Genomic DNA, 25,777 nt, shown 5'->3' with positions numbered 1-25,777 from the left:
TCAATATGAAAAGAATACTATCAGTTTTGGCACTTGTCCTCGTGGCAATGCAGGTTTTTGCTCAGGCACCTCAGAAAATGAGCTATCAGGCCGTCGTTCGCAATAGTGCAAATGAATTGGTCGTCAATACGCAAATCGGAATGCAAATCAGCATCCTGCAAGGTTCGGCAAACGGCACTGCCGTATATGTCGAGACCCAAACCCCAACCACAAACGACAATGGTTTGGCAAGCCTTGAAATCGGTGCAGGTACTGTCGTTTCTGGCAATTTCGCAAACATCAATTGGGCCAATGGCCCTTATTTTGTGAAGACGGAAACTGCCGTTGAAGCACCTTTGAACAAATACACCATTTCGGGCACAAGCCAATTGCTGAGTGTTCCTTACGCTTTGTATGCTGGCAATGTCCCATCAGGCAACCATACTGGTGATATGCAGTATTGGAATGGTTCACAGTGGGTTATCTTTCCTGCCGGTAGCGATGGCGCAACCTTGACAATGGTCAATGGCGTTCCTTCATGGGTTGGTGGTTCAGGTGATGTTACCACGGTCATCAATCCAATCACAGGTGCCGAATGGATGGATCGCAATCTCGGTGCTTCGCAAGTGGCAACCAGCATTGATGATTTGAGTTCTTACGGCTACTTGTACCAATGGGGCCGCGGCAACGATGGCCATCAGGACAGAGGTTCATTCTGCACCACCACATTGAGCGATGGCGACAACCCTGGTCACAGCTTTTTCATTCTGACAACCTCCAGCCCTCACGATTGGCGCAGCACGCAGAACGATGACCTTTGGCAAGGTGTCAACGGCATCAACAACCCATGCCCGGCAGGTTTCCGCGTTCCTACCGAAGCCGAATGGACTGCCGAGCGTGACACTTGGAGCAGCATGGATTTGAACGGTGCTTTTACATCGGTGCTCAAACTGCCTTGCGCCGGTGGCCGCCACTATTCCGAGGCTAACAATGGCGCTTTCGTTCTTCCTGGCAGCAATGGTTTCTATTGGACCAGCACCGTCGACGGCACCAAGGCTTCGCGCCTGAATTTCGATGCCGCTCATGCTGAGTTCTATTCACCATACCGCGCTTACGGTTATTCCGTGCGCTGCATTAAGGATTGATATGTTTTTCTTGTCAAGAATTTGAGAATTAGAGAATGTTTTTTCCGTCCTACTTGAAGTTGGCACTTCGTGCAGGAAAAAGAGAATCGAGATATCACAAGGCTTTGCCCCTCAAATTCGAGAGTGCGCTTGCGCACAGAACTTCAGTAGCACATTGTCCGTTTCTCTAATTCACTAATTCTTGATAAATAAAAAGAAACTCCTTTGAAAAAAGCATTGCTCATCAATATAATCGTGTTCATCACGTCGACGATGTTTGCACAAAACACCGTCACGGGCGTGTTTTCGGATTATGCCGGCCAGAAAATCAGTTTGGTCGGTTTTTCCGGTTTCGACACCTATGTTGTTAATAGCACGACCGCCAACGCTGAAGGCGTTTTCAGCCTTTCTTTTGGCGGAAATGATTGTGGCATGGCAATGCTTGCATCGGAAAGTTGCCAAACGTTTTTAGTCGTCTTGGCCGAAAATGAAGATTTGCAACTAAAAGGCAGAAACTTTGCTGATACGGAAAATATCGAAATCGTCAATGGCCATCAAAATCAGGTCTTTGCGCAATATGCCACCGAGCATCCGATTCGTGAAGAGGCATTGAATGCATGGAATTTTCTGGAACAGCTCTATGAAGAAAATGCTATTCTTGCAAAGCATAAGGATGTGAAGCAAGCCATTTTGTGGGAGCAGGCGCAGCTAAAAGGAGAAGAAGAGAAATTCTGGATACTTAACACATCTTCAGACGATTACATTGGCTGGTATTTGCCCATGCGGAAACTGGTCAGTTCGGTTCCCGCCATTGCGCAATATCGCACCGATGAAATTCCTGAAACCGTGACAGCTTTCCGCAACATCGATTATTGCGATGAGCGTTTGCAAAAAAGCGGCTTGCTGAAAGAAACCATCGATAATCATTTCTGGCTCATCGAGAACAGCGGAAAAACTTTGGAATCACTATCTGAGGAAATGAATATTTCCATCGATTGCATGGTGGAAAATCTGTTGAAAGACGAAACGAAACTGAATGTCGTCAGCGAATATCTGTTCAAGTTATTGGAAAAACGTAGTCTTTTCGCTGCTTCCGAACACTTGGCCTTGAAACTGCTGAACGAACATGGTTGCACGCTCGACAATGATTTTGCCTCACAATTAGAGAGTTATCGCGCAATGAAGATTGGCAACAAGGCACCAGATTTCGATTTCAGGTCGGTTGTGGTGGCTCCAAACTACGCGAAAGTGCCGAAGAAACTTTCGGAACTCTCAAGCCAATATGTGCTTTTGGTTTTCGGCGCCAGTTGGTGTCCGCAATGCCCGCAGGAACTGCTGAAACTGACAAATCTTTACGCAAAATGGAAATCGCAAGGCGTTGAAACCGTTTTCGTTTCGCTCGACGAAGATGAAAACGCTTTCAACAATTTCACGGAAATTTTCCCATTCATTAGCGTTTGCAACTTTCAGAAATGGGACAGTCCGATAGTGGAAAAATATCACGTCTTTGCCACACCTACATTTTATCTGCTTGATAATGAACGGAAAATAATATTGCGCCCCAATTCTGTCAGCCAAATGGATTCGTGGGTGGACTATTTTTTAATTAAAGGTGATAGATGAATGGTGACGGGTTATGGGTGATAACTAAAAACTGACAACTGACAACGATAAAATAAAAACACAAGAAAATAGACACAATGAAATCATCAAGTCTTATAACTGCCGTTTGCATCATTTTGGCATTTGTTTGCCAAGGCTGCGGCATTTATTCCTTTTCGGGCGCATCGATTCCGGCTGAGGCCAAAACCGTATCAGTGCAATATTTTCCCAACCATGCGCAATTGGTCAGCCCGACTTTGAGCAATGAATTTACGACGGCTTTGCGCGATGCCATCATGAACCAGACTCCATTAGACATGGTGGAAGATGGCGGTGACCTCGCTTTTGAAGGTGAAATTTCTGATTATCAGACATCTCCAATTGCCATTACTACAGAACAAACGGCAGCCTTGAACCGACTTACGATTACCGTAAAAGTCAGGTTCTCAAACCGTTTCGATGACACGAAAGACTTTGAAAGCACATTTTCGAGATATGAGGATTATCCTAGCGATCAGGATTTGAATTCCGTTCAGGAAACCCTTTCGGCAACGATTATCGAGGCACTCGTGGAGGATATTTTCAATAAGGCATTGGTGAATTGGTAATGTGGATTTTTGGACGATTTGGACGATTTGACTTTTAGACGGCCTTTTTTTGAGGCCGTCATTCCCGCGAAGGCGGGAATCTCATTTTGACTCTTGAACAATTTTGAACAACATATAACCCATTGGAAGCAAGAACATTAATAGGATACATAAATCAACCCGAGACACTGAAAGGATCCGCCGTTGACGATGTGAAGTCGCTGACGGAGAAATATCCTTATTTTGCCATCGGACAGGCATTGTTGGCCATTGCCTATCAGAACGAAAGCAGTGGCGAATATGAGCAACAACTGCGTCTGGCGGCCAGCATCGTTCCAAACCGCGACAAGTTGAGACTGTTTTCGCTCATCGCAAAACGCCGTTTGGAAACGCCGGTTGAAGTGCCGCAATTGCCCGACGAATACAAGCCAAAGGAGAGGTTTTTCACTGCGGTTGAAACCATCAATCCTGCCGAAGAAGCCAACGATAGTGACATCATCCGCGAAAAGGTGTTCATTATTCCCGAAATCGACCTCAGCGGCACACAGGAGGAACTTTCCGCCGAAATGGCTTTGCTGGAAGAAAAGCGCAAGTCGCTCGACGAACTGAAAGCCATCATCGCGGCACGCCTCAAGGCCATGGAAGAGGAAAAGAAACAGAAAGAAGAGGGAAAGGCGGCACCGAAAAAACTCTCCAGAAAAGAACTCATCGACAAGTTCATTGTCGAAAACCCGAGCATTTCACGCCCGAAAGCCGAATTCTATAATCCAATCTCTGTGGCACAGAACAGTATCACCGATCAGGAGAACATTGTGAGCGAGACTTTGGCCCAGATTTATGCCAAACAAGGCTATATGGAAAAAGCAATTTCAATCTATGAAAAATTATGCTTGAAATATCCAGAAAAAAGTGTTTACTTTGCAGCCCAAATTGAAGAACTAAGGAAGTTAAACAATTAATTCATAAACGATGTATACATTAATAGTAGTTTTAATCCTGATTGTCAGTGTTTTATTAGGATTAATCGTTCTGGTTCAGAACTCAAAAGGTGGCGGTTTGGTCTCCAATTTTGGTGGCGCAAACCAAGTGATGGGCGTTCGTCAGACAACCGATTTCCTTGAAAAGGCTACATGGACTATGGCTGCCATTCTGGTGGTGCTCTGCTTGATTTCAAGCATTACCATTCCAAAGAATGTGAAATCAGGTGATGCTTTCCAAAGCGAAATCGCAAAGCCTGTGGCTGCTCCGTTAGCTCCTGCTGCTGAAAATGTTCTTCCAATGGAAGAAGCCGTTGAAGCTCCAGCAGAAACACCAGCCGAAGCTCAATAATTTAGCAAATCCAAAACAACTGTAAATGCCGGAATTCACGTTTCGGCATTTTTTATATTTGTGCAGCATGAATGGTCAAGCAAACGTTCCTTCGGGTTTTCACGGCACCGTGAAATGGCAAAGTCCGTCAAACATTGCCTTGGTGAAATATTGGGGTAAAAAAGGCGTGCAGTTGCCGCAAAATCCATCCATCAGTTTCACGCTTTCGCAATGCCGGACGGAAACTTCAGTCACATTCGAGGCAGCCGAAAACTTTTCGTTACGGTTTTATTTTGAAGGCAATGAAAACCAGGCTTTTGCTGCCAAGATTGAGAAATTTCTCCTCGATCATGTCGCTGATTTTCCATGGCTTAACCGAATGAGCCTGAACATGGAAAGCAGCAACACTTTTCCACATTCATCGGGCATTGCATCGTCAGCTTCTTCAATGAGTGCTTTGGTTTTGTGCCTGTTGGACATTGACAGGATGCTGAAAGGCGAAGCGGAAATCGATTTGCAGAAAGCGTCATGTCTCGCCCGCATTGCGTCGGGCAGTGCCTCACGTTCCGTGTTCCCGATGATGGCCTTGTGGGGAAAAACCGATGCTTTGGCAACAAGTTTCGATGAATATGCCGTATCGCTTGAAAATCAGATAAATCCGATATTCAAAACGTATTGTGACAGTATTCTCATTGTCAGTGATGCCGCAAAATCGGTGTCGAGTCGCGCTGGACATTCGCTGATGGAAAACAATCCGTATGCGGCAGCACGTTATGCCCAGGCCAACCGCAACATTGAAAATCTGCTTGCCGCCTTGCACGATGGCGATTTGGAGACTTTCATAGAAATCACCGAATCGGAAGCCATGCAGTTGCACGCCTTGATGATGTGCTCGACTCCATCGTTTATTTTGATGAAGCCGAACACCTTGAACATCATTAGTGAAATCCGCCGTTTCCGTGAAACGACGCAAATTCCATTGTGTTTCACTTTGGATGCCGGCCCTAATGTGCATCTGCTTTATCCGAAGCAATACGCCGATGTCGCCGAAACCTTCATTAATGAAAATCTTGTTCGGTATTGCACTGATTCAAAATGGATTAAGGATTGCGTTGGCAACGGACCAAAGAAAATAATCTGATGAAGACAGGTGATTTTAACTTTTAGACTCTTTGACGGTTATTTTTGAGGCCGTCATTCCCGCCGTCCTCCTCGCGAAGGCGGGGACGGGAATCTCATTTTTAACTTTTGAACGATTTTGAACTTTTTCATTCCATAACCTGTAACTCAAATGAGAACGCTCTATTATAGCAAAGTCATCCTTTTTGGCGAATATTCCATGATATTCGATGCCACAGCCCTGATGGTTCCTTTGCAGCAGTTTTCGGCCCGCTGGAAATTGGGCAAGCTCACCATGCCGAGGGCAAAAAAATCGAATGAAAGCATCTGTCTGTTCAGGGATTATCTGGCCGAACAAGGCGATTTGAAGAAATACATTGACATTGAGTCATTGTCAAAGGACTTGAGATTTGGTCTGAATCTTGCTTCAAACGTGCCTTCGGGCTATGGTTTGGGCAGTTCGGGGACTCTGGTGGCTGCCGTATACGACCGTTATGCCAGACAGCACATTGATGACTTGATGCAGCTGAAAACCATTTTCGGCGAAATGGAGAGTTATTTCCACGGCAGCAGTTCGGGCATCGATCCTTTGCAATGCTATTTGGGACAGCCTTTCCGCATTTCGCCGCAAGGCGTCGAACTCATAGATGCTGGTTTTCTGAAAAAGGACATTCATGTTTGCCTGATTGATACGAAAATCAAGAGCAACACGCGGCCATTGGTGCAGCATTTCAAGGAAAATAGGCAGGACGAAGCGTTTTTAAGCACATTTCAACGGGATTACGTGCCTCATGTGACCGATTGCATCAATCATCTTATTGATGGCGCAAATGAGGCATTTTTCAATTCTTTGGCACAACTCACGAAGGCACAACTGCAATTCCTGCGCCCAATGATTACGGAAAACACCTTGCAGCTTTTTGAGCAAAACCATGATTTCAATTTCGGCGTGAAAATCTCAGGTTCGGGTGGCGGTGGCTATGTGCTAGGCTTCACCGACGACATCGAAAAAGCCAACCGTTTGCTTGCCAATTTTGATGTGATTTGGATTTAATCGGCAATATTTCCTAAATTTGCAACCTTATTACAAGACCATGACGACAGGATTGAAAAAGAATTTGCAGGAAAAAATCTGGAAGTTTGTCGACTTCTTCTATCCGCCTTTCCAGCGCTATTTCAGTCTCCTGTTCTTCCGTTACGGATTCATGGGCGGACTCAACCTCGTCATCGACTGGATTTTGTATTACCTCATTTATCATTTCATTTTCAGAGGCAACGTCTGGGATTTGGGATTTGTGGCCTTTACGCCTCACATCGCGACCTTGGTGCTGAAATGGCCCATTACTTTTGTCACGGGCTTTTGGCTGCAACGCAACATCACTTTTTCACAATCGAACCTGACCCAAGGAAAACAGTTTTTCCGTTATTTTGCCGTCACTATGTGCAACACATTCCTGGTTTATGGTGGCTTGAAATGTTTCGTCGATTTCTTCCACATCATGCCGGTGTTGTCCTACATCATGATTTCCGTCATTTCGGTTTTCTTCAGTTATTTCTTCAACCGTTATTTCTCTTTCCAACCGATTGAAGACCAAAAGAATAAGTCAAATGAAAACGCTGACAACAATCAAGAATAAACTGCTTTCACGCGAAGCATTGGAGACAAAACTTGCCGAATGGCGTTCGGCGGGTGAAACCATAGTCTTCACCAATGGCTGTTTCGATATTCTGCATCGCGGCCATGTGGAATATCTTGCGCAAGCCGCTGATTTGGGCGACAAACTCATTATCGGCCTGAACACCGATGCGTCGGTAAAACGTTTGAAAGGCGAAAGCCGTCCTATAAACGACGAAAAATCAAGGGCTTTGCTACTTTCGGCGTTACAATTTGTTGATGTTGTCGTTTTCTTTGACGAAGATACGCCTTACGAATTAATCAAGCAGGTACAGCCCGACATTTTGGTGAAAGGCAACGATTACAAGCCGGAGGAAATCGTCGGTTACGACATCGTCACCGCCAAAGGCGGCAAGGTTCTGACCATTGATTTGGTGGAAGGATTTTCAACCACGAATATCATCAAGCGTTTGTAGGGACGCAACGTGTGCGTCTGTTTGTAGAGATGCGATTCATTGCGTCTTGGTCATAAGAAATCGTAGTCAAATCTATTTTCCCAGCAGGCCATTAATAACTACAGATGCGCAGAAAATGCCAAAGGCCGCAGGCATAAACGAAATTGTGCCGACGTTGGAGACTTTGTTCTGTTCGCCTTCCACATTTTTCAGAATAGCCGAATCATCGACAGGTTCGGGAGAGAATACCACGGTGATACCATCCTGAATGCCAAGACGATGCAACCGTTTGCGAATATAAAATGCCAGACGGCAATGGTTCGATTGCGAAATATCAGCAATTTGGATTTTTTCGGGATGATATTTTCCACCCGCACCCATGCAACTCACAATGCGCTGGTTGTTTTGCTTGGCATAGTAAAGCAGAAAGACCTTGGGCGCCACGGTGTCGATGGCATCGACGATGAAATCGTAAGGTTTGGAAACCAGTTCAATGATGGCCTCGTCCTTCATATATTGGTTGATGACCTCCAGTTCCACTTCCGGATTGATGTCGCGGATGCGCTCGGCCATCACCTCGGCTTTCGGGCGGCCAAAAGTGCTTTGGAGAGCTAAAAGTTGCCTGTTTCGGTTGGTGACACTCACCGTATCGCCGTCAACAATGGTCATTTTGCCGATGCCGGCACGCGCCAACTGTTCGGCAGCGTATGCGCCAACGCCACCTAATCCGACCACCAAAACATGGCTGTTTTTCAGCCTTTCGATGCCCTGCTCCCCAATGAGCAATTGCGTCCTATCTTGCCAGTTTTCCATCTTCATAATTGAAATAATGCGCAAAATTAGCAAAGATTTTTTCGCGCAACGCATTTATCGGCATTTCTAAAAGCGAAGCCGCAGCCTGATAGATTTCCGCCACATCAATATCGGCCGTATCCGTCTCAAAAAACAATCTGTCTATTGGAATTTTCATTATCGATTTCCTGATTTTTCTGTCTTCATGCAATAAAGCCTCTCCTACCGAAAAACAAAAACCATTTTCGGCTAACTGGCTGACATCCTGCTCGGTGCCGTTAAACCCATGCAAAATCCAGGCTTGTTTGGGCTTGTATTTTTTACGCAAGGCAATCATCTCGTTGTTGCATTTCACATTGTGAATGATAAGCGGTTTGGAAAACTTTTCCGACAAATCGATTTGTTTTTCAAAAACTTCCATCTGCCTGTCGAAACTTGCTTTGTGATGTCTGTCTAAACCTGCTTCGCCCAAGGCAACGGCATTTGAATGGTGTAGTTTTTCTTCCAAAATCCGCATGGCATTTTCCGTATCAAGCTTTTCGTCATCCAAATCCCAAGGATGAATGCCGTAACTGAACAAGCCTTCGTTTGGGCAAGCCGATTCCAGAACAAGATTAAAAACGGATATTTCGCTGACTGTTCGGAAATTGTGCGTGTGAATATTTAAAAAAACATTCTCCATAACGCCCCAAAATTAGGAAATTTTCTATTTTCGCCGAAAATATCAAACCAATGAAACGTATTCTTGTTCTATTTCTATTATTCATTATGGCAGCAAGTGAAATTTCAGCACAGACCATACGTCAGAAAGACCGTTGGGGGAAAGAATTGTTTTATGTCGACGGACAGACCATACAGCAAAAAGACCGCTGGGGCGCCAAACTCTTTTACCTTGACGGACAGACCGTGCGTCAGAAGGACCGTTGGGGCGCACAACTTTACTATTTCGACGGCAACACCGTGCGCCAAAAGGATTGCTGGGGCTCGCCGTTAATTTATTTCGATGGCAACACCATACGTCAGAAAGACCGTTGGGGCGAACCGCTTTATTATTTGGACGGCAATGTGCTGAAAATCAAAGACCGCTGGGGCGCACCTGTCTATTATTTCGAAGGCATTCCCGAAAAGTGGGTCATTGCAAGCATCATTTTATAGCTTGATCTCTATATTCTCCGGCAAAGTGATGCCGCCACATTCGTGTTCGTGGCAAGTGATGCCTGAGTCGTCGAGGGTGCCGTCAAGATAAGCCTTGACAACTTCTTCCACTTTTCCCGAACAACCACGAATGACTTTTATCTGATTGCGGCTCAACACGTTCACGGCACCTTCGCCCATATTGCCTGCCAGCATGACCTCGACACCTATATTATGCAAAGTTGGTGCAATATTGCTCTTGCAGCCACAGCCGACGGGCGAATCCATGGTTTCAAATTTTTCGGGCTGACCATCAGCACCAACCGTGCAAATCGTATAAAACTGGCAATGGCCGAAATGGCTGTCAATCGTGCCATCATTTTTCGTTGGTAAAGCGATTTTCATTTTTTCTCCAATTTTTCCGCAAAGATAGGTCTTCTTTTGAAATAAGTCTTACATTTGCACCCATAAAACTTATCAAACAACTTAAATTTCATCACTATGAGAAAATCTTTACTTTTCGTCTTTGCCATGCTGTTGCAAACAGCCACAATGGCACAAACTCGCAACTCCTTGTTGCATGAATCTTTTGATGGCAGCTCCATTCCTGCCGGTTGGTCAATTGCAGGCTTAGGTGCCAGCAACTGGTTGATTTCCACCTCCAACAATGCAGGTGGCAGCGCCAACGAGCTGAATCTCTATTGGGATCCCCAGTTCAATGGAACTTCACGTTTCGTCTCTCCCGCCATCGACCTCACTGGCATTTCAAGCGTGATCGTTTCCTTCAAGCACTGCCTTGATAATTACTCAGGCTCCAACACCATTGGCGTTGCAACATCGTCAGATGGCGGCACCACTTGGAACGAAGCCTGGAGCCAAGGATTCTCAAACAGCACGCAGTATTCTTTCTCTCAGGAACTCAGCACTCCTGACATGGGCAAAGCCGACGTGCGGTTCTGCATCTTTTTCAATGGCAACAGCTACAACATCAACAACTGGTATTTCGATGACATTGAAGTCTACACCCTCGAAAACCTTGACCTTGGCGCAATAGCTATCAATGTGCCTGATTTCGTTGGCGCTGGCAATCTGCCTGTCAGCATGCAGGTTTTCAACTATGGTGTCACCCCTGTAACATCTGTTGAAGCCAGCTACCAGATTGATGAAAACGAACCTGTTACCGAGACTTTCTCCGTCAATATTCCTTCGTTAGGCACAGCAGCCTTGGATTTCACAACCTTGGCCGCTTTGATTCCTGGCTCATACAGCCTTACCATCGACATTCTGAATGTCAATGGCACTTCTGATGACATCGAAGACAACAACACGCTGGCAAAGACCGTTGGCGTGGCTTTGGGTTCAGTCCAGAAGATTCCTATGATTGAGCACTTCTCATCATCGACCTGCGGACCATGCGTCAGCGTCAATACCGCCATGCTCAACCTCTGCAACAACAATCCTGGCAAATTCACTTATACCAAGTATCAGATGAATTGGCCTGGCAGCGGAGACCCTTACTACACTGAAGAAGGCGGCGTCAGAAGAAATCACTATGGTGTGAGTGCTGTCCCTCAAGTGTTCATGGACGGTGAAGACCAAGGTTATGGTGCCGCCACACAAGCCACCCTTGATGCTCACTACAACACACCTGCTTTCGCTGAAATCCGCGGCGCTTTCACCGTTGAAGGCAACACCATCCATATTGTAGCCGACATCATGTCATACATCGACATGAATAATGTGAGGGCTTACGTTACCGTCAACGAAAAAGAAACCCACAACAATGTCGGTGGCAACGGTGAAACAAGCTTCCACCACATCATGATGAAGATGTTGCCTAATGGTAACGGTTCAACCATTTCAATCGAAGCCGGCGAATACCAGCATCTTGAATTCACTCAGGACATGTCATCAACACATGTTGAAGAAATGAGCGACCTTGAAGTTTCAGTTTGGGTTGAAGACTACAACGCCAAGAGCGTGTTCAACAGCCACTTCCTGTATGAAAATGCTGAACATCCTTACGCGCCTATGAATGTCGAACTGACCGAAGATGAAACCGGCGAAGAAAACATCATGGTTCTTACTTGGGAAGCTCCTGAACAAGGCAATCCTACTGGTTACAATGTTTTCGTCAATGGCGAATTGGTCGCTGAAAACATTACCGATATGGAATACACCTTTGCTGGTGAATTCGGCACATTCTATGTCACCGAAGTTCAGGCTGTTTATGGCGACATGACCTCCGTAAAGGCTGCTACTTCCAAGACAAACACTTGGGCTGTCGCTGAAAATACAGAAAACAGCTGCCATGTCTATCCAAATCCTGCCAGCAACATGGTTCGCATTGATGCAACCAGCGAACTGCAGCAAATCGACATCTACAACGTGCTTGGCGCATTAGTCGAAACCATCAATGTCAGCGGCAAGTCAGTCCAGCTGAACCTCGCCAACTACAGCAACGGCGTCTATTTCCTCAACATCAACCATGCTGAAGGCAACAGCACACAACGCTTGGTGATTACACATTGATTTTGTCAATCACATAAAAAATAGGAGAAGGTCCATGACTTTCTCCTATTTTTATTTGGATAGAAATGTAGTTTAAGCCAAATCAAACTGCTCCAAGAAACGCAGGTCGTTTTCAAAGAACAGACGCAAGTCGTTGATTTGGTATTTCAGCATGGCGATACGTTCAACGCCCATACCGAAGGCAAAACCTGTGTATTTTTCAGGGTCAATGCCGCTGGAAATCAGAATGTTCGGGTCGCACATACCGCAGCCCAAGATTTCAACCCAACCCGTGTGTTTGCAGATATTGCAGCCTTTGCCGCCGCAAATGTTGCACGAAATATCCATTTCAGCCGAAGTTTCGGTGAATGGGAAATAAGATGGACGGAAACGCACCTTGGTGCCTTCGCCGAAAAATTCCTGCACGAAATGGTAAAGGGTCTGCTTTAAATCGGCAAATGAAACGTTTTCATCAATGTAAAGACCTTCAATCTGGTGGAAAATGCAGTGGGCGCGTGCCGAGATGGCTTCGTTGCGGAACACTCGGCCAGGGGCGATGATGCGGATAGGCAGTTTGCCTTGTTCCATTACGCGGACCTGAATGCTTGAAGTGTGGGTGCGGAGCAATACATCGGGTGCCTTATTAATAAAGAAGGTGTCCTGCATGTCGCGTGCCGGATGGTCGGGCGGGAAATTCAGGGCCGAGAAAACATGGAAATCGTCTTCCACTTCGGGACCATCGGCGATGGTGAAGCCGAGGTGTTCGAAGATTTCGTTGATGTCGCGGCGCACGATTGACAGCGGGTGACGGGCACCTTTCATTTCGTTGGCAGGCATACTCATATCGAAGCCAGCTTCCGAACTGTGCTGTGATTCAAACTTTTGGAGTTGTTCTTCAACCTTTTCCTGAACGGTGTTTTTCAATTCGTTAAGGCGCATTCCCATTTCCTTGCGGAGTTCGGGAGACACGTTCTTGAAATCGGCAAACAAGGCTGGAATGACACCTTTTTTGCTCAAATAAGTGATGCGGAAGTTTTCCAATTCATCCTTGTTTTCGGCATTGAAATTCCGCACTTCGTTTAATATCTGTTCTATCTTTTCTTTCATGATCGACTATTTGACTTGTGGACAAATGGATTTAAAGATTCAAGGATTTAAGATTTAAAGATTGACAAGTGGATTTTTAGACAATTTGACAATTAGACTGTTTTTGACTTTTGAAAAACTGTAAACTGATAACTGATAACCGATAACTGATAACCGATAACCAACAATTACTTTTCAATTTCAATGGTCATAGTGACGGCTTCGATTGGAGCATCCATTCGGCCAGTCTTTACGGTGGCAATCTTATCAACGACGTCCATGCCTTCAATCACTTCGCCGAAAACGGTGTAGTCGCCGTCCAAATGTGGGGTGCCGCCTACGGTTTTGTATGCCTGACGTTGCTTGGCACCAATCACTTTGCCCATGCGGTCTTCGTACATGTCGAGGGTCTGGTCATCGTATTTCTGACCTTGTACAATGTAGAACTGCGAACCGCTGGAAGCCTTTTTCGGGTTGACTTGGTCGGGCTGGCGGGCTGCACATAAAGCGCCTTTCTTGTGGAAGTGGTTGCTCTTGATTTCGGCTGGAACCTTATAGCCCGGGTCCAAACGGCCATCGGCATTCTGTCCGCCTTGAATCATGAAATTCTTGATGATGCGGTGAAATGGCGAATTGTTGTACCAGCCTTCGTTGACCAATTTGATGAAGTTGTCGCGATGCAGGGGCGTATCGTTGTAAAGTTTTGCCTTTATGGTTCCATAGTTCGTCTTGATGACGATGATGGTTTCCTTTTCCGTTGCATTTTGTGCCTGGCAAGTCAGTCCGATGAGAACCAATGCCGCTAAAATAATTTTCTTCATTGTTTTGTGTTATTTGTAAAGATTAAATTCAATATGAATCATTCTCCAACAAGAGAATAAGTGACTTCCAAGTGCAGTTTGTTTTTCTGTGAGGATTCTGGGCCGGCTACAATTAGGCGTGCTGCACCGTAGGATGCTTCGTTAACGCCCAAATAGAGACCCGTGTTCGGTTTCGTGCCCTTGACGATGTCGGCCAAATACTCCGAAATACGGAATGTATAGGTTTTTGTCTTGTTAGAATAGGTGCCTCCCCAATAGTTACTGCCTTCGAAATTGTCGGGAAGCACGTATGTGGAGCCATCTTGATTCAGCCCGACGAGGAAAAGGCTACTTGGTGCCAAAAAGATATTCGTGTCGGCATAAAGTGAATCGACGGGAACGATAAGTTTTGCATCGTTGATGACAATATGGCTGTTTTCTAAAGTGTCGGCCCAATGTTCGATGTCGGGAAACTTGACAAAGGTTTTCACGCCACCCATAGCTTGCGTGTATACAGTCTGTTGCCCTAATGCAGTATTGCCGTTCAGCACTTGGGCAATGAAGTTTGCGTCGCCTTGCGTGTAGTCATGGATGTAACGGTTGAAAAAGACATCGTTTGTGGTGACATAGAAATCGTAACGCATGGCCTTGTCCGGATTATCGGCCTCATGATAATAAAGCTGCAATTGCGAATAAGTGTTGTTGGTCAAGCTGATATAGCAGATGGAGCCGATTTCGTTGACACTTTCCGTGATGACATATAAGCCAGGGAAATGCGTTTTGAAATCATCGGGAGAAAAATAAGCGGAACTGTCGAGATTCATGATGTAGTTGCCCAAATTCTCGCTCAATGGAATTCGGATGATTGGGCGTCCGATGGTGTCGCTGCCAATCACGCTTGCCGCCGTGTTGGGATGTGGACGGTATTGATAGCCGTCGGCGTGGTCGACGGCATCAGTCGGCATTTCGGAGTAGCAATAATATGAAGAATAAGGTGATAAGGTGTCAGTCATTTCGTAAACATGCACGGTTTGCAGCGTCGTTGTATCACCATAGTATTTTCCGATGTAGAGCTGGAGCACCAAAGAATCAAGAACCGGGTTGGTGCCGAATTTGTGGTGCGTCGATGATAAATGCAGCTGGGTGTAAAAACCAGCCTGTGTGTTGCCGAAAACAGGGTCTTTCATGCTGCCGAGCAAGGCATAGTTCACGTTTTTCGTTCCGATGGAATCGAGAAGCGAATGGCAGGTGATGGAAGTGGCGTTGGTATGGTAAACACCGATGTAGTTGTCGCCGTCAATCAGGTTATTGCCAATGGTGTTGGGTGTTTTCCTGCACGAAAAGGCAGTCGCGGCCAAAACAAAAACCATTATTAGAAGGCGGACGGTTTGATGATGTGTTTTCATTATCGTTTCTAATTGAATTTGAGGTTACTCAATTCCAATAAACTCATTAAGTTCGGATTTATTGTTTTCCCAGAATGGAGTCGTAGAAATCGTTGTAGGCTTGCAGGTAATGCTCCTGGTCCTGATAAGGCAGAACAGGTTTGCCGCAGGTCTTGAGATATTCTTCGATTTCAGGGTTGATTTTCTCGCTGCTGATGATAATGCCGTCGGAATAATCGATGGCGGACTTGGTCAAGTTGACGTAGTTGGCTTCCTTGAAATATTTCAAATCCTTGGCATTCAGGCCGGAAAGTTTCATTTTCTTGTCGAAACCGGCTTTCAGCGTCTCGGTAAAGTCATCGTCATAAATGGAATAGACGATTTTCGATTCGTTGAATAACGGGTTGTCCCTGATGGAAAGGGCGCGCTTGATATAAACAGGCATAAGGGCCGAGAGCCAACCGTTGCAGTGAATCACGTCGGGCGACCAGTTGAGTTTCTTCACCGTTTCGATGACACCGCGCGAGAAGAAAATGCAGCGGTCGTCGTTCTGTTCGCAGAAAACTCCGTCAAGGTCGTTGATGAGATATTTTTTCTTTGAGAAGAAATCCTCATTATCAATGAAATAGATTTGCATTCTGGCTTTCTGTATGGAAGCCACTTTGATAATCAGAGGGTGGTCGGTGTCGTTGATGATGAGGTTCATGCCCGACAGGCGGATGACTTCGTGAAGCTGGTTGCGACGCTCGTTGATGACGCCGTAACGAGGCATGAAAATACGGATTTCCTTACCGCTTTCTTGAATCGCCTGGGGAAGGTAGCGCCCGATGAGACTCATCGGAGTTTCAGGCAAATATGGGGTGATCTCTTGGTGTACGAAAAGTACTCTTGTCTTATTTACCATGTTTTTTATAGTGCACTTTGATTTCAGAAAGCAAAGTTACGGAAAAAATCCGAATTATCGCCAAAAAAAGTTTTTTGCGGCACAAAAAGCCATGTTTGTGGCGTGTCGTTTTATTTTCTAATTTTGCACGTGAAACGAGAAGTCAGTCATGGAAATCGAACATTTTGAAAATCAGCAACACGATTGGGACTCGAACCTGAAAGTGAACGAAGGAGTCGGTCAACCGATACAAGTCAACCCGAAAGCCTTGGAAAGAATGAAAGCTGTCCGTCAGCAACTCATGCCTTTGGAATGGTATGTCGAAGGCATTCTTAAAGGCGACCGCGTGGTGTTGAGCAAGGCTATTACATTGGTTGAGAGCGCATTGCCTCAGCATCAGGAACTAGCGCAACAAATCATTGCAGCTTGCTTGCCACATTCTGGAAAGGCTTTGCGTTTGGGCATTTCGGGTGTTCCTGGCGCTGGAAAGAGTACCTTCATCGAGGCCTTGGGCATGTATCTTTGCAAGCAAAACCACAAGTTGGCAGTCTTGGCCATCGACCCGAGCAGTCAGCGTTCAAAAGGCAGCATTTTGGGCGACAAAACGCGCATGGAGGAACTTTCGGTTGAACCTAATGCCTACATTCGTCCTTCGGCTTCGGCCGGCACTTTGGGCGGCGTGGCACGCAAGACAAGGGAATCGATAATACTTTGTGAAGCAGCAGGATACGATACCATTTTCGTGGAAACTGTCGGTGTGGGTCAGTCGGAAACGGCAGTTCATTCTATGGTCGATTTCTTCCTTTTGATCCTCATCAGCGGTGCTGGCGACGAATTGCAGGGCATCAAGCGCGGCATTATGGAAATGGCCGATGGCATTGCCGTCAACAAGGCCGATGGCGATAACGTCATGCGTGCCAACCGCGCAGCTGCAGAATGTAAGAATGCCTTGCATCTGTTTCCGTTGGCCGAATCGGGTCAGGAGACTAAGGTGCTGACGTGTTCCGCCTTGACGGGTTTCAATATCGATGAGGTCTGGAAAATGGTCTCAGAACATGTGCAAGCCATCCGCGAAAACGGTTACTTGAACCGTAAACGCTCGCAGCAGGATGTACAGATGATGATTGACACGATGGAAACGGCTTTGAAAAACGATTTCTATCAGAATCAGCTGATTACCGACCTTTTGCCTTTGGTGGAAACCGACGTGAAGAACAAGAAGATGAGTGCCTACATCGGCGCCCAGAAACTATTGGATGCCTACTTTAATCTACTGAAAAAGTAAGAAGATTTGATGTCATAAAGACTGATTGCAGGATTCGGCTACGCCGAAGAAATCATTTTAAAATCTTTATTTAAAATCATTCAAAAATCCATGTTTGCTTTTTTCATAGGAAATTCTAAATTGGTAAACAAAGATTTTTGATGGATTTTCAGATATGATTTTTGATATATTTCTTGCCGTTAGGCAATTCCATTCACCAACAAAATTCAAAACATTTTCTATATTTCTTCCTCCTCAATCTTGATGTCGTCGACAGCCATTTTCTGGTTTTCGTAATAGGCGGCCTTCTCTGTGTCGTTTTCCAACGCATAGAGTTCGTAAAGGTTGCGGCAAGCCTCGTTCCAGATTCTCGTTTCGGCCTCGGTCATGTTGTCTGATTTCAGGAACTTAATCACTCTTTCGTATTCCTCGATGATGGCAGCCGAAGCCTCGCCGTTGGTCTCTAAAGTCTTTGCATTGTTGAATGCTATGATCCATTCTTTCATATTTGCCTAATCTTCTTTTTTAATTACATTTGTTATCCAATCCCAATGATTTTCAACGACTTCCTCTAATGGGTATATTTTTTCGTTTTCGCTATCAATACCAATAATATAGAATTGATTTCCTTTTTTGGCAAAATAGTAACCAAAACCCCAACTGATGTCGTATGAGGGAATTTCAAAATCCGATGCACTTACGAAAGTTGGATAACAGAAAACAAAATCTACTTGTTTTGTTTTGAATAACGTTCCAATATAGTCAAAATCTCTTATTTCACGGTGAATACTATAACCGTACACCGAATAAGTCGTATCACAATCCTCTCCAACATGATGGATATTATGAAGACGGGGCTTTTTGGGGGGACAAGAATATGACTTCATATTCAATGTATCATATATAGCAATCTCAGAAATATCAATTCTTGCTTTTCCTTTTTCTTTTAGAATAATCCAATCTTCCAGAAACTTACCGCTTATAAAATATTTCTTGGAAAACAGGGATGTGTCAATAAGACCTTCGCTTAAATCAGAACTGTTTTTACAATTACTATTATCATGACAATTGTAGATTTCGAATATAATACAATCTTTTGGATTAAAAGGAATTGTTGTGTCTGGGAAAATAAAAGCCGAATCGAGTTTTGAAATAATCAAATCATGTTGTTTGGCAATAGCTGCTGAGTCGGTAACTCTATCGAGAATTGATTGTGCATTAGCAAAGACTGAATACAACACTAAAGCAAATAATACAAGTTTCTTTTTCATACTTATTCAAATTAGAAATTTCTGCAAAAGTAATAAATCAGTTAATATTCTGAACTTTATTTATCAAAATGGCCTTTTTTATTGAAAAGTGTAGTTTTTAGCATGTAAATTTCATTGAAAAGTGTAGTTTCGGACAGGCAAATTTCATTGAAAAGTGTATCTTGCTGTTAGATTATGCAATAACATATTGATTATGAGGAAAAAGAAATTGACATCAATTTGTCAAACAAAAAAATCCTATCCAAAGGCTTCAAAAAGGTGCGAATCGTTGAAAGAGCGTGGCTACAAAATGGAAGAAGCTTTCCTGAAGAAGCAGAAATCCGCTTTTATTTTCGCCTTTTAGTTTTTATGACGGAATAATTCCTATTTTTGCGCAAAGATACGGTTTCGGTCGTTTCGCAACGCCGCAATCTTCAAATCTTAGGTCTTTAAATCACTAAATTGTCTAAATGTCTAATAGTCTATAAGTCTAAATGTCAAATCTTTAAATCTTTGAATTTTTAAATCATTAAATCTTAAATCATAAATAATGGACGCAAAAATTGCCATGAACCCTAATCGTCTGGTGCAATACCTTCAAAAGCCTGCATCAGAATTCACTCGCGCCGACATCGTTCGCTACTGCGAGGAAAATGAAATCGAATTCATCAACTTCCACTATTGTGGCTGGGATGGTAAACTGAAAACCTTGAACTTCGTGATTCACAGTGCAGAACACTTGGAGAACATCCTTTCTGCCGGTGAGCGCGTCGACGGCTCAAGCCTGTTCCCATTTATCGAGGCTGGAAAGAGCGACCTTTATGTCATTCCTAAGTACAAGACCGCTTTCCGCAATCCTTTCACCGAAGTTCCGACGCTTGATATTCTCTGCTCGTTCTTCAACCGCGACGGCGAACCTTTCGAAAGTTCACCGGAATACATCCTCCGCAAGGCTCACAAAGTCTTCAAGGAAACCACCGGAATGCAGATGGAAACCATGGGCGAACTTGAATATTACATCATCGCCGACGACGAAGGAATTTATCCTGTGCCTGACCAGAAAGGCTATCACGAAAGCGCACCTTATAATAAGTTCACCGATTTCCGTGTCGAAGCCATGCGCCTCATCGCTCAGGCTGGCGGCTTGATTAAATATGGTCACTCCGAAGTGGGTAACTTCACCCAGGACGGCAAGATTTACGAGCAGAACGAAATCGAATTCCTGCCAACCAACATCGAAGATGCTGCCGACCAACTCGTTGTCGCTAAATGGATTATGCGTCAGTTGGCTTATCAGTATGGTGTTACCTTGACCTTTGCTCCAAAGATTACCGTGGGCAAAGCTGGTTCAGGTATGCACGTTCACTGCAAGTTCACGAAGGATGGCAAGAGCATGATGCTCAACGGCGGCGAACTCACCGACGAATGTAAGAAAGCCATTGCCGGTTACATGGTGGCTGGTACCTCACTGCCTGCTTTCGGCAATCCTAACCCGCTGGCATTCTTCCGTTTGGTTCCTCATCAGGAGGCTCCTACATCATTGTGCTGGTCGTTCTCGAACCGCAGCGCATTGGTGCGCGTTCCGCTGGGTTGGGTCAACAACGGCAAGGACATGGCTGCCGTCTGCAATCCGCTTGAAAAGAATTCAGGCCGCGACTTCAGCGACAAGCAGACCTTCGAATGGCGTGCCTCCGACGGTTGCGCTGACATGTATCTGCTGATGGCTGCCCTTTGCGCTGCCGCCCGTCACGGATTTGAAATTCCGAATGCTCTGGAAATCGCCGAAAAGACCTACGTTGGTCTCGGTGTCAACATCCACGACGACAAGAACAAGCAGATTCAGGAAGCTCTCGAACAGTTGCCTGATTCATGCGTTGCCGCTGCCAAGGAACTCGACAAAGATCGCGAGATTTACACTGCCAAGGGCGTGTTCTCCGATGCCATCGTCGATTACATGATTAAGTTCCTCAACGACTTCGACGACACCAATCTACGTCAGGAACTGAGCAAAGATCCTGAAAAGCTGATGAAATTCGTCAACGATAACATTCATGTTGGCTAATTTATAAGTAATGATTTCTATGATAAAAGGTACACCATGGCACTTTGGGTGTGCCTTTTATCTGTTTTTATCCCATCAAGAAAAGCAAATGCCATGGTAAAGGAAAGTACGGATAAATGGAGATTATGCCTTTGTTTTGGCATACTTGTTTGGTTTGTCATCAACCTTTTGCAAGGGGTCTTCACTGAAATCAATGAGGACGAGGCCTATTATGCCATTTATGGCGAACATCTTGCATGGGGCTATTACGATCATCCGCCAATGGTGGGGCTGATGGCTTTTTTGAGCAGCATTCTTTTTTCGGGCACTTTGGGGGTCAGATTTTGTACGGTGATTATTTCCACCTTGACGCTTTTCGTCATTTGGAAAACCATCCGCGAAAAATCACCCGACACAAAGAAGGTTTCGCTTTTTCTTATCTTGGCGTTTTCCATCGTGATGCTGAATGTCTACGGCTTCATCACCACGCCTGATGCTTCGCTGATTTTCTTTTCCGCGCTGTTCCTTTTGGTTTACCAGAGTTATCTGTCAGAGGCGACTTGGCCGAAAGCCTTGCTGATGGGTCTTTTGATGGCCTTGATGATGTACAGTAAATATCATGCCGGACTTTTGCTTGCCTTGATTATCTTGTCGAATCTTTCCTTATTGAAAGACAGTAAGTTTTGGGTAGCAGTCCTGATAGCCATAATGCTGTATTTTCCTCACATCTTGTGGCAGTTTGAAGCTGATTTTCCGAGCTTCAGATACCATTTGTACCAACGGAGTTCAAGTTTCGAATGGGACTATCTTTTTGAATACATTCCCAATCAGTTAGTGGTTTTCAATCCATTCACTTTCGGTGCGATGGTCTATTTAGTGCTGAAGCATCGTCCGAGCGATGTCTTTGAGCGCGGACTGTTTTTCATTGTCATTGGATTTTTCTTTTTCTTTTTCCTGACGGCGTTCCGTGGCCATGTCGAGCCGCATTGGACGATAGTCTGCGCCATTCCCTACATCGTTCTGCTTTACCGCAAATGCTTGATTGACGATAAATTACAGCATTATGTCAGAAAGTTTGTCATGCCGTCCATTTTGCTGATTGTGGTGGCAAGGATTGTGTTGCTTTTACCAGTCAGCGGACGTTTTGGCTTTTACGGAAAGGAAAAATATTACCGAGCTATCGAAGAAGTGGCGGGCGAAAATCCCGTGATTTTCCATTCTTCGTTCCAAAAACCTTCCTTGTATCATTACTTTACGGGAAAGGAAGCGTCAACGGTAAGGAATTTCGACCAACGCAAAACGCAGTTCGATTTGCTGAAATCCGATTTGCAATGGACAAACAAGCCCGTGTTCGTGTGTGCTGAGGTTGAAGGATTAAGTACTGATTTTCAGAAAGATGAAATTAGTTTTACTGGTTATCTGACCAATCATTTCCAGACAGCCAACCGCCTGAAGGCCGATTTTTCCATCTTGAATGCTAATGATGAACTTCCAGTTTTCCATCACGGCGACACGATTTTCTTGGCTTTTACCATCGAAAATCCGAATGATGCCGCCATTGATTTCCAGCATTCCGAATTTCCGATGACGCTAAAGGCGCAATATCTTGATACAGACAATTCCATCATTTGTCATTACGATGCAATTCCGTTAATTGCGCCTCATTCTGTTTACCAAGGCAAGGCTTATACCATTGTGAATGAAACTTTGGATTTGGGAGAAAACCGCCTGACTTTGAGTATTTACGACAAAATGATTTCGGCCATGCCTTCCGATGGTTTCGTTTCCATTCGAATTGAATGAAAAAAACGACAGCAAATGCCATCGTTTTCTTGAAATTTGTAAACTTGCCAGACTCTTTCAGCATCACATCAGCATCGTTTCCAAATCATTTTCCACCGTTGTGATGGTGCCGATATTGAATTTCCGTTTCAGGACATAACGCATATCAGGCGTCATGAAGGTCGGAATGCTCGGGCCGATGTGAAGGTTCTGAATACCTAAACTGAGCAGGGCCAACAGCACGGCAACGGCTTTCTGTTCGTACCAAGCAATGTTGTAAACGATTGGTAACTCGTTGACATCCTTAATGTTAAATGCTTCTTTCAAGGACAAGGCAATCTTTACCAAGGAATAGCAATCGTTGCATTGACCGGCATCGAGTACGCGCGGAATGCCGTTGATTTCGCCCAAATTCAGCTTGATGTAGCGGTATTTGGCACAGCCAGCCGTCAGAATAACGGTATCTTTCGGCAAACCTTTGGCAAATTCGGTGTAGTAGTCGCGTTCTGGCATTCGTCCGTCGCAACCCGCCATGACGATAAACTTACGAATGTCGCCCGATTTGACAGCTTCCACAATCTTATCGGTCAATGCAATCACCTGATTGTGAGCAAATCCGCCCGTGATTTGTCCCTTTTCAATCGGGATGGGCGGCTCACATTCTTTCGCTTTATTAATAATAGGTGAGAAATCCTTGGGTTTGCCATCCACACGATCGGCGATGTGAAGCGTGTTCGGATAGGCCGTCGAATTAGTCGTGAAGATGCGGCCTTTGTAGCTTGCGTTTTCCAAAGGCGGCACGATGCAATTGGAAGTGAACAGAATAGGCCCATTAAAAGTCTCAAATTCAAGGCGTTGCTTCCACCAGGCGTTACCGTAGTTTCCTTTGAAATTCGGATATTTCTTGAAGAACGGGTAGTAATGCGCAGGCAGCATTTCGCTGTGCGTGTAGACATCGACGCCTGTGCCTTGGGTCTGTTCCAGCAATTCTTCCAAATCCTTCAAGTCGTGGCCTGAGACCAGAATGCCAGGGTTTTTACCTACGCCCAAATCCACTTTCGTGATTTCAGGTTGGCCGTAGGTCTTGGTGTTGGCCTTGTCCAAAAGTTCCATGGCTTTGAAAGCTATTTCGCCCATGGTCTGGATGGCTCGCATCAGCACCCCGACATCTTCGTTGTGGCAGCAGGTGAGGGCGATGGCCGCAATCAGTTCATCGTTGAGTTCCTCATCGGTAAAGCCGAGGTTGGCAGCATGTTCGATATAGGCTGCCGTGCCTTTGGCACCGTAGGTGAGGAGCTGTTTCAAGCCACGGATTTCTTCGTCGGGTTCGAACATCACGCTGAACTTGCGGTCTTCGTGGTCGAAATCAACGCAATACACTTCGTCGCAGTTCGGAATGTTGATGCCATTGTCTTTGCAGAATTGCAACAGCCGTTTTTTCTCCTTGACCACGGCTTTGAGTTTTTCGCCCGTCGAGACCATGCAGAAATTGGCATTGGTGATGGTGGCAAACAGTCCGTCGAAAATGAGATGCGTATTGCAGTCACAGTCTTTGCCCGACTTTTTGATGTGCGTATGCAGCACGCAGAGGCCACGGATGGCGTAGATGAGTTTGTCCATTTGGTCGGCCAAGTAAGGTTCTTTTCCGCAGACGCCCCGCACGGTGCAGCCTGTCCCCTTGGCCGTTTCCTGACATTGATAGCAGAACATAGTATTGATATTTATATGGTTATGAGTTATGGATTATTGGTGATGGGTTGTTTGGTTTTCAGTTTTCAGTAAAGATTGTTCAAAAAGTTCAAAATCACTTTCCACTCAAAAACTTTCCACTTTTCACTTTAACACTTTCCTCTCCCAACAATTCAACAAAAAACTTCAAACGATTAAACATATCACGTTCGTTTGCAACTGCATCCGCATTTGCTGGCGCAGCATTTCTTGTAGTTTTCTTCGACAAACTCCCAATTCACTAAATCCCAGAATTCGTCGAGATAGGCGGCGCGCTGGTTGCGTTTGTCAATGTAATAGGCATGTTCCCACACATCGCAGACGAGAAGCGGCGTAATGCCTTGCTTGGTAATCGGGCTGTCGGCGTTTTGCGTCTGCACAATCGACAGTTCGTTTTTAGCATCGGCAACAAGCCATACCCAGCCTGAGCCGAAAAGCGAAACTGCCTGATTCTTAAATTCTTCCTTGAATTTGTCGAAACTTCCGAAAGCCTTGTCGATGGCTTTGGCCAGTTCGCCTTGAGGCTTGCCTTTGCCGTCGGGAATGAGCGACTTCCAAAAGAAATTGTGGTTCCACACTTGGGCGGCATTGTTGAAAATCGGCCCCGTGGCCTTGCGCACGATTTCTTCCAACTCGACACCTTTCTCAAATTCGGTGCCTTTGATGAGTTCGTTGAGCTTGCGGACGTAGGTGGCATGATGCTGTCCGTAATGATAGTCTAAGGTTTCACGCGACATGAAAGGTTCCAGACCGTCGCGTTCGTAAGGTAATTTTGGTAATTCGTACATGGCTTTATGATTTTAAAGTTCTTTCATTAAACACACTATATCTTGAAAATGTTCAATCTCAGGCGAGACATTTTTGGCGTTTTTGAAATGCTTTTTTCTATTTTTCCTTAATTCCGCACACCTGTAATAGATTAAAAGGAATAAAATCCTGAGCAACAAAAAGTTGCCCAGGACATTGCCATGTCAGGATTTTCACCTATCTTAGTGGTGGAAAAACAAAACAAGCAAAAGACTGACAGACATGGCAAAGATAGAGATTAAATCCGACAGGATCACGCCTTTCGGCGGAATTTTTCCCGTGATGGAGCAGTTTGACTCCATGCTTTCCCGGACGATAGACACCACGCTCGGCCTCAGGTGCAGGTCCTACGGCTACCGTTACAGCGAGATCATCCGCTCGCTGATGTGCGTCTACTTCTGCGGCGGCACCTGCGTCGAGGACGTCACGAGCCACCTCATGCCTCACCTCTCGCTCCACCCAACGCTTCGCACCTGCAGCTCCGACACCATCCTCAGGGCAATTGGGGAGCTGACGGAGGAGGAC

At 45.3% G+C, this 25,777-nt stretch carries 25 protein-coding genes and 1 pseudogene; 15 read left to right on the top strand and 11 right to left on the bottom strand.

What is annotated here, in order from left to right; translation table 11 throughout:
* The first annotated feature begins 5 nt into the window (after nt 1–5).
* The 9 genes from AC06MN_RS02390 to rfaE2 all read left to right on the top strand — a co-directional run bounded on the left by AC06MN_RS02390 (nt 6) and on the right by rfaE2 (nt 7,810).
* Entirely contained in the window at nt 6–1,124 is a 1,119-nt protein-coding gene (locus AC06MN_RS02390) for a fibrobacter succinogenes major paralogous domain-containing protein (RefSeq protein WP_475670750.1), read from the top strand.
* Between the two features lie 204 nt (nt 1,125–1,328).
* Complete coding sequence (locus AC06MN_RS02385) at nt 1,329–2,726, top strand: thioredoxin-like domain-containing protein (protein ID WP_475670749.1); 1,398 nt, start codon at nt 1,329–1,331, stop codon at nt 2,724–2,726.
* A 77-nt stretch (nt 2,727–2,803) separates the two neighbouring features.
* Complete coding sequence (locus AC06MN_RS02380; RefSeq protein ID WP_475670748.1) at nt 2,804–3,313, top strand: LptE family protein; 510 nt, start codon at nt 2,804–2,806, stop codon at nt 3,311–3,313.
* Between the two features lie 122 nt (nt 3,314–3,435).
* A complete protein-coding gene (locus tag AC06MN_RS02375) occupies nt 3,436–4,251 on the top strand; it encodes a hypothetical protein (protein WP_475670747.1) in 816 nt (271 codons plus the stop codon).
* A gap of 10 nt (nt 4,252–4,261) precedes the next feature.
* Complete coding sequence (secG, locus tag AC06MN_RS02370; RefSeq protein ID WP_475670746.1) at nt 4,262–4,621, top strand: preprotein translocase subunit SecG; 360 nt, start codon at nt 4,262–4,264, stop codon at nt 4,619–4,621.
* A 67-nt stretch (nt 4,622–4,688) separates the two neighbouring features.
* Nucleotides 4,689–5,741, top strand: a complete 1,053-nt coding sequence (gene mvaD, locus AC06MN_RS02365; RefSeq protein ID WP_475670745.1) for a diphosphomevalonate decarboxylase — start codon at nt 4,689–4,691, stop codon at nt 5,739–5,741.
* A 150-nt stretch (nt 5,742–5,891) separates the two neighbouring features.
* Nucleotides 5,892–6,773 carry a mevalonate kinase family protein gene (locus AC06MN_RS02360; RefSeq protein ID WP_475670744.1) on the top strand — a complete coding sequence of 294 codons (882 nt, stop codon included), beginning with the start codon at nt 5,892–5,894 and terminating at the stop codon, nt 6,771–6,773.
* Nucleotides 6,774–6,792: 19 nt separating this feature from the next.
* A complete protein-coding gene (locus AC06MN_RS02355; RefSeq protein ID WP_475670743.1) occupies nt 6,793–7,356 on the top strand; it encodes a GtrA family protein in 564 nt (187 codons plus the stop codon).
* Nucleotides 7,328–7,810 (top strand): D-glycero-beta-D-manno-heptose 1-phosphate adenylyltransferase, encoded by a 483-nt coding sequence (rfaE2, locus tag AC06MN_RS02350; RefSeq protein ID WP_475670742.1) that lies wholly within the window; start codon nt 7,328–7,330, stop codon nt 7,808–7,810. Before AC06MN_RS02355 ends, rfaE2 begins: the two co-directional genes overlap by 29 nt.
* Nucleotides 7,811–7,882: 72 nt before the next feature.
* On the opposite strand, the gene AC06MN_RS02345 is transcribed toward rfaE2, so the two are convergent.
* Together AC06MN_RS02345 and AC06MN_RS02340 are read right to left on the bottom strand one after the other, a co-directional pair.
* Nucleotides 7,883–8,608: a tRNA threonylcarbamoyladenosine dehydratase gene (locus AC06MN_RS02345; protein ID WP_475670741.1), complete on the bottom strand. Its 726-nt coding sequence runs from the start codon at nt 8,606–8,608 to the stop codon at nt 7,883–7,885.
* On the bottom strand, nt 8,583–9,263 hold the full coding sequence (locus AC06MN_RS02340) for a TatD family hydrolase (protein WP_475670740.1): 681 nt from the start codon (nt 9,261–9,263) through the stop codon (nt 8,583–8,585). The genes AC06MN_RS02345 and AC06MN_RS02340 overlap by 26 nt, the downstream gene beginning before the upstream one ends.
* A 50-nt stretch (nt 9,264–9,313) precedes the next feature.
* On the opposite strand from AC06MN_RS02340, the gene AC06MN_RS02335 reads away from it, so the two are divergent.
* Nucleotides 9,314–9,736, top strand: coding sequence for a hypothetical protein (locus AC06MN_RS02335; protein WP_475670739.1), 423 nt, complete (start codon nt 9,314–9,316; stop codon nt 9,734–9,736).
* Here the strand turns inward: AC06MN_RS02335 and AC06MN_RS02330 are convergent.
* Nucleotides 9,731–10,120, bottom strand: a complete 390-nt coding sequence (locus AC06MN_RS02330) for a NifB/NifX family molybdenum-iron cluster-binding protein (RefSeq protein ID WP_475670738.1) — start codon at nt 10,118–10,120, stop codon at nt 9,731–9,733. The genes AC06MN_RS02335 and AC06MN_RS02330 overlap by 6 nt on opposite strands.
* A 96-nt stretch (nt 10,121–10,216) precedes the next feature.
* On the opposite strand from AC06MN_RS02330, the gene AC06MN_RS02325 reads away from it, so the two are divergent.
* A complete protein-coding gene (locus AC06MN_RS02325) occupies nt 10,217–12,247 on the top strand; it encodes a T9SS type A sorting domain-containing protein (RefSeq protein WP_475670737.1) in 2,031 nt (676 codons plus the stop codon).
* Between the two features lie 72 nt (nt 12,248–12,319).
* Here AC06MN_RS02325 and pheS read toward each other — a convergent pair whose 3' ends face one another.
* The 4 genes from pheS to AC06MN_RS02305 all read right to left on the bottom strand — a co-directional run bounded on the left by pheS (nt 12,320) and on the right by AC06MN_RS02305 (nt 16,401).
* Entirely contained in the window at nt 12,320–13,333 is a 1,014-nt protein-coding gene (gene pheS, locus AC06MN_RS02320) for a phenylalanine--tRNA ligase subunit alpha (protein ID WP_475670736.1), read from the bottom strand.
* Nucleotides 13,334–13,500: 167 nt separating this feature from the next.
* Nucleotides 13,501–14,133: a peptidylprolyl isomerase gene (locus tag AC06MN_RS02315; protein WP_475670735.1), complete on the bottom strand. Its 633-nt coding sequence runs from the start codon at nt 14,131–14,133 to the stop codon at nt 13,501–13,503.
* A gap of 38 nt (nt 14,134–14,171) precedes the next feature.
* A complete protein-coding gene (locus AC06MN_RS02310) occupies nt 14,172–15,518 on the bottom strand; it encodes a DUF4270 domain-containing protein (RefSeq protein ID WP_475670734.1) in 1,347 nt (448 codons plus the stop codon).
* Nucleotides 15,519–15,576: 58 nt separating this feature from the next.
* Nucleotides 15,577–16,401 (bottom strand): glycogen/starch synthase, encoded by an 825-nt coding sequence (locus AC06MN_RS02305; protein WP_475670733.1) that lies wholly within the window; start codon nt 16,399–16,401, stop codon nt 15,577–15,579.
* Between the two features lie 154 nt (nt 16,402–16,555).
* Between AC06MN_RS02305 and meaB the strand changes: the two genes are divergently transcribed.
* The gene (meaB, locus tag AC06MN_RS02300) at nt 16,556–17,665 is read left to right on the top strand and encodes a methylmalonyl Co-A mutase-associated GTPase MeaB (protein ID WP_475670768.1); all 1,110 of its coding nucleotides are present in this window, start codon (nt 16,556–16,558) and stop codon (nt 17,663–17,665) included.
* Between the two features lie 218 nt (nt 17,666–17,883).
* Here the strand turns inward: meaB and AC06MN_RS02295 are convergent, their stop codons facing one another.
* Together AC06MN_RS02295 and AC06MN_RS02290 are read right to left on the bottom strand one after the other, a co-directional pair.
* Entirely contained in the window at nt 17,884–18,150 is a 267-nt protein-coding gene (locus AC06MN_RS02295; protein ID WP_475670732.1) for a hypothetical protein, read from the bottom strand.
* 6 nt (nt 18,151–18,156) lie between these two features.
* Complete coding sequence (locus AC06MN_RS02290; protein WP_475670731.1) at nt 18,157–18,915, bottom strand: hypothetical protein; 759 nt, start codon at nt 18,913–18,915, stop codon at nt 18,157–18,159.
* A 529-nt stretch (nt 18,916–19,444) separates the two neighbouring features.
* Between AC06MN_RS02290 and AC06MN_RS02285 the strand changes: the two genes are divergently transcribed.
* Entirely contained in the window at nt 19,445–20,956 is a 1,512-nt protein-coding gene (locus AC06MN_RS02285) for a glutamine synthetase family protein (protein ID WP_475670730.1), read from the top strand.
* A gap of 93 nt (nt 20,957–21,049) precedes the next feature.
* The gene (locus AC06MN_RS02280) at nt 21,050–22,738 is read left to right on the top strand and encodes an ArnT family glycosyltransferase (protein ID WP_475670729.1); all 1,689 of its coding nucleotides are present in this window, start codon (nt 21,050–21,052) and stop codon (nt 22,736–22,738) included.
* A gap of 63 nt (nt 22,739–22,801) precedes the next feature.
* Here AC06MN_RS02280 and hcp read toward each other — a convergent pair whose 3' ends face one another.
* Together hcp and AC06MN_RS02270 are read right to left on the bottom strand one after the other, a co-directional pair.
* Entirely contained in the window at nt 22,802–24,427 is a 1,626-nt protein-coding gene (hcp, locus tag AC06MN_RS02275; protein ID WP_475670728.1) for a hydroxylamine reductase, read from the bottom strand.
* A 182-nt stretch (nt 24,428–24,609) separates the two neighbouring features.
* The gene (locus tag AC06MN_RS02270) at nt 24,610–25,233 is read right to left on the bottom strand and encodes a superoxide dismutase (RefSeq protein ID WP_475670727.1); all 624 of its coding nucleotides are present in this window, start codon (nt 25,231–25,233) and stop codon (nt 24,610–24,612) included.
* 241 nt (nt 25,234–25,474) lie between these two features.
* Between AC06MN_RS02270 and AC06MN_RS02265 the strand changes: the two are divergent.
* Nucleotides 25,475–25,777, top strand: a pseudogene (locus AC06MN_RS02265) (IS1380 family transposase); the annotation flags it as partial.

The sequence above is a fragment of the Candidatus Limimorpha sp. genome, from assembly GCF_056203535.1.
Note: the sequence above shows the minus strand (reverse complement) of the source record. Positions and strands in the feature narration are given on the sequence as shown.

Bases quoted from the DNA above. Each gene is read 5' to 3' on its own strand.
- AC06MN_RS02310 (WP_475670734.1), bottom strand. From the start codon at position 15,518: ATGAAAACACATCATCAAACCGTCCGCCTTCTAATAATGGTTTTTGTT.
- AC06MN_RS02270 (WP_475670727.1), bottom strand. From the start codon at position 25,233: ATGTACGAATTACCAAAATTACCTTACGAACGCGACGGTCTGGAACCT.
- AC06MN_RS02390 (WP_475670750.1), top strand. From the start codon at position 6: ATGAAAAGAATACTATCAGTTTTGGCACTTGTCCTCGTGGCAATGCAG.
- AC06MN_RS02290 (WP_475670731.1), bottom strand. From the start codon at position 18,915: ATGAAAAAGAAACTTGTATTATTTGCTTTAGTGTTGTATTCAGTCTTT.
- AC06MN_RS02295 (WP_475670732.1), bottom strand. From the start codon at position 18,150: ATGAAAGAATGGATCATAGCATTCAACAATGCAAAGACTTTAGAGACC.
- AC06MN_RS02340 (WP_475670740.1), bottom strand. From the start codon at position 9,263: ATGGAGAATGTTTTTTTAAATATTCACACGCACAATTTCCGAACAGTC.
- AC06MN_RS02380 (WP_475670748.1), top strand. From the start codon at position 2,804: ATGAAATCATCAAGTCTTATAACTGCCGTTTGCATCATTTTGGCATTT.
- pheS (WP_475670736.1), bottom strand. From the start codon at position 13,333: ATGAAAGAAAAGATAGAACAGATATTAAACGAAGTGCGGAATTTCAAT.
- secG (WP_475670746.1), top strand. From the start codon at position 4,262: ATGTATACATTAATAGTAGTTTTAATCCTGATTGTCAGTGTTTTATTA.
- rfaE2 (WP_475670742.1), top strand. From the start codon at position 7,328: ATGAAAACGCTGACAACAATCAAGAATAAACTGCTTTCACGCGAAGCA.
- AC06MN_RS02325 (WP_475670737.1), top strand. From the start codon at position 10,217: ATGAGAAAATCTTTACTTTTCGTCTTTGCCATGCTGTTGCAAACAGCC.
- mvaD (WP_475670745.1), top strand. From the start codon at position 4,689: ATGAATGGTCAAGCAAACGTTCCTTCGGGTTTTCACGGCACCGTGAAA.
- hcp (WP_475670728.1), bottom strand. From the start codon at position 24,427: ATGTTCTGCTATCAATGTCAGGAAACGGCCAAGGGGACAGGCTGCACC.
- AC06MN_RS02280 (WP_475670729.1), top strand. From the start codon at position 21,050: ATGGTAAAGGAAAGTACGGATAAATGGAGATTATGCCTTTGTTTTGGC.
- AC06MN_RS02315 (WP_475670735.1), bottom strand. From the start codon at position 14,133: ATGAAGAAAATTATTTTAGCGGCATTGGTTCTCATCGGACTGACTTGC.
- AC06MN_RS02335 (WP_475670739.1), top strand. From the start codon at position 9,314: ATGAAACGTATTCTTGTTCTATTTCTATTATTCATTATGGCAGCAAGT.
- AC06MN_RS02305 (WP_475670733.1), bottom strand. From the start codon at position 16,401: ATGGTAAATAAGACAAGAGTACTTTTCGTACACCAAGAGATCACCCCA.
- AC06MN_RS02360 (WP_475670744.1), top strand. From the start codon at position 5,892: ATGAGAACGCTCTATTATAGCAAAGTCATCCTTTTTGGCGAATATTCC.
- AC06MN_RS02285 (WP_475670730.1), top strand. From the start codon at position 19,445: ATGGACGCAAAAATTGCCATGAACCCTAATCGTCTGGTGCAATACCTT.
- AC06MN_RS02330 (WP_475670738.1), bottom strand. From the start codon at position 10,120: ATGAAAATCGCTTTACCAACGAAAAATGATGGCACGATTGACAGCCAT.
- AC06MN_RS02345 (WP_475670741.1), bottom strand. From the start codon at position 8,608: ATGAAGATGGAAAACTGGCAAGATAGGACGCAATTGCTCATTGGGGAG.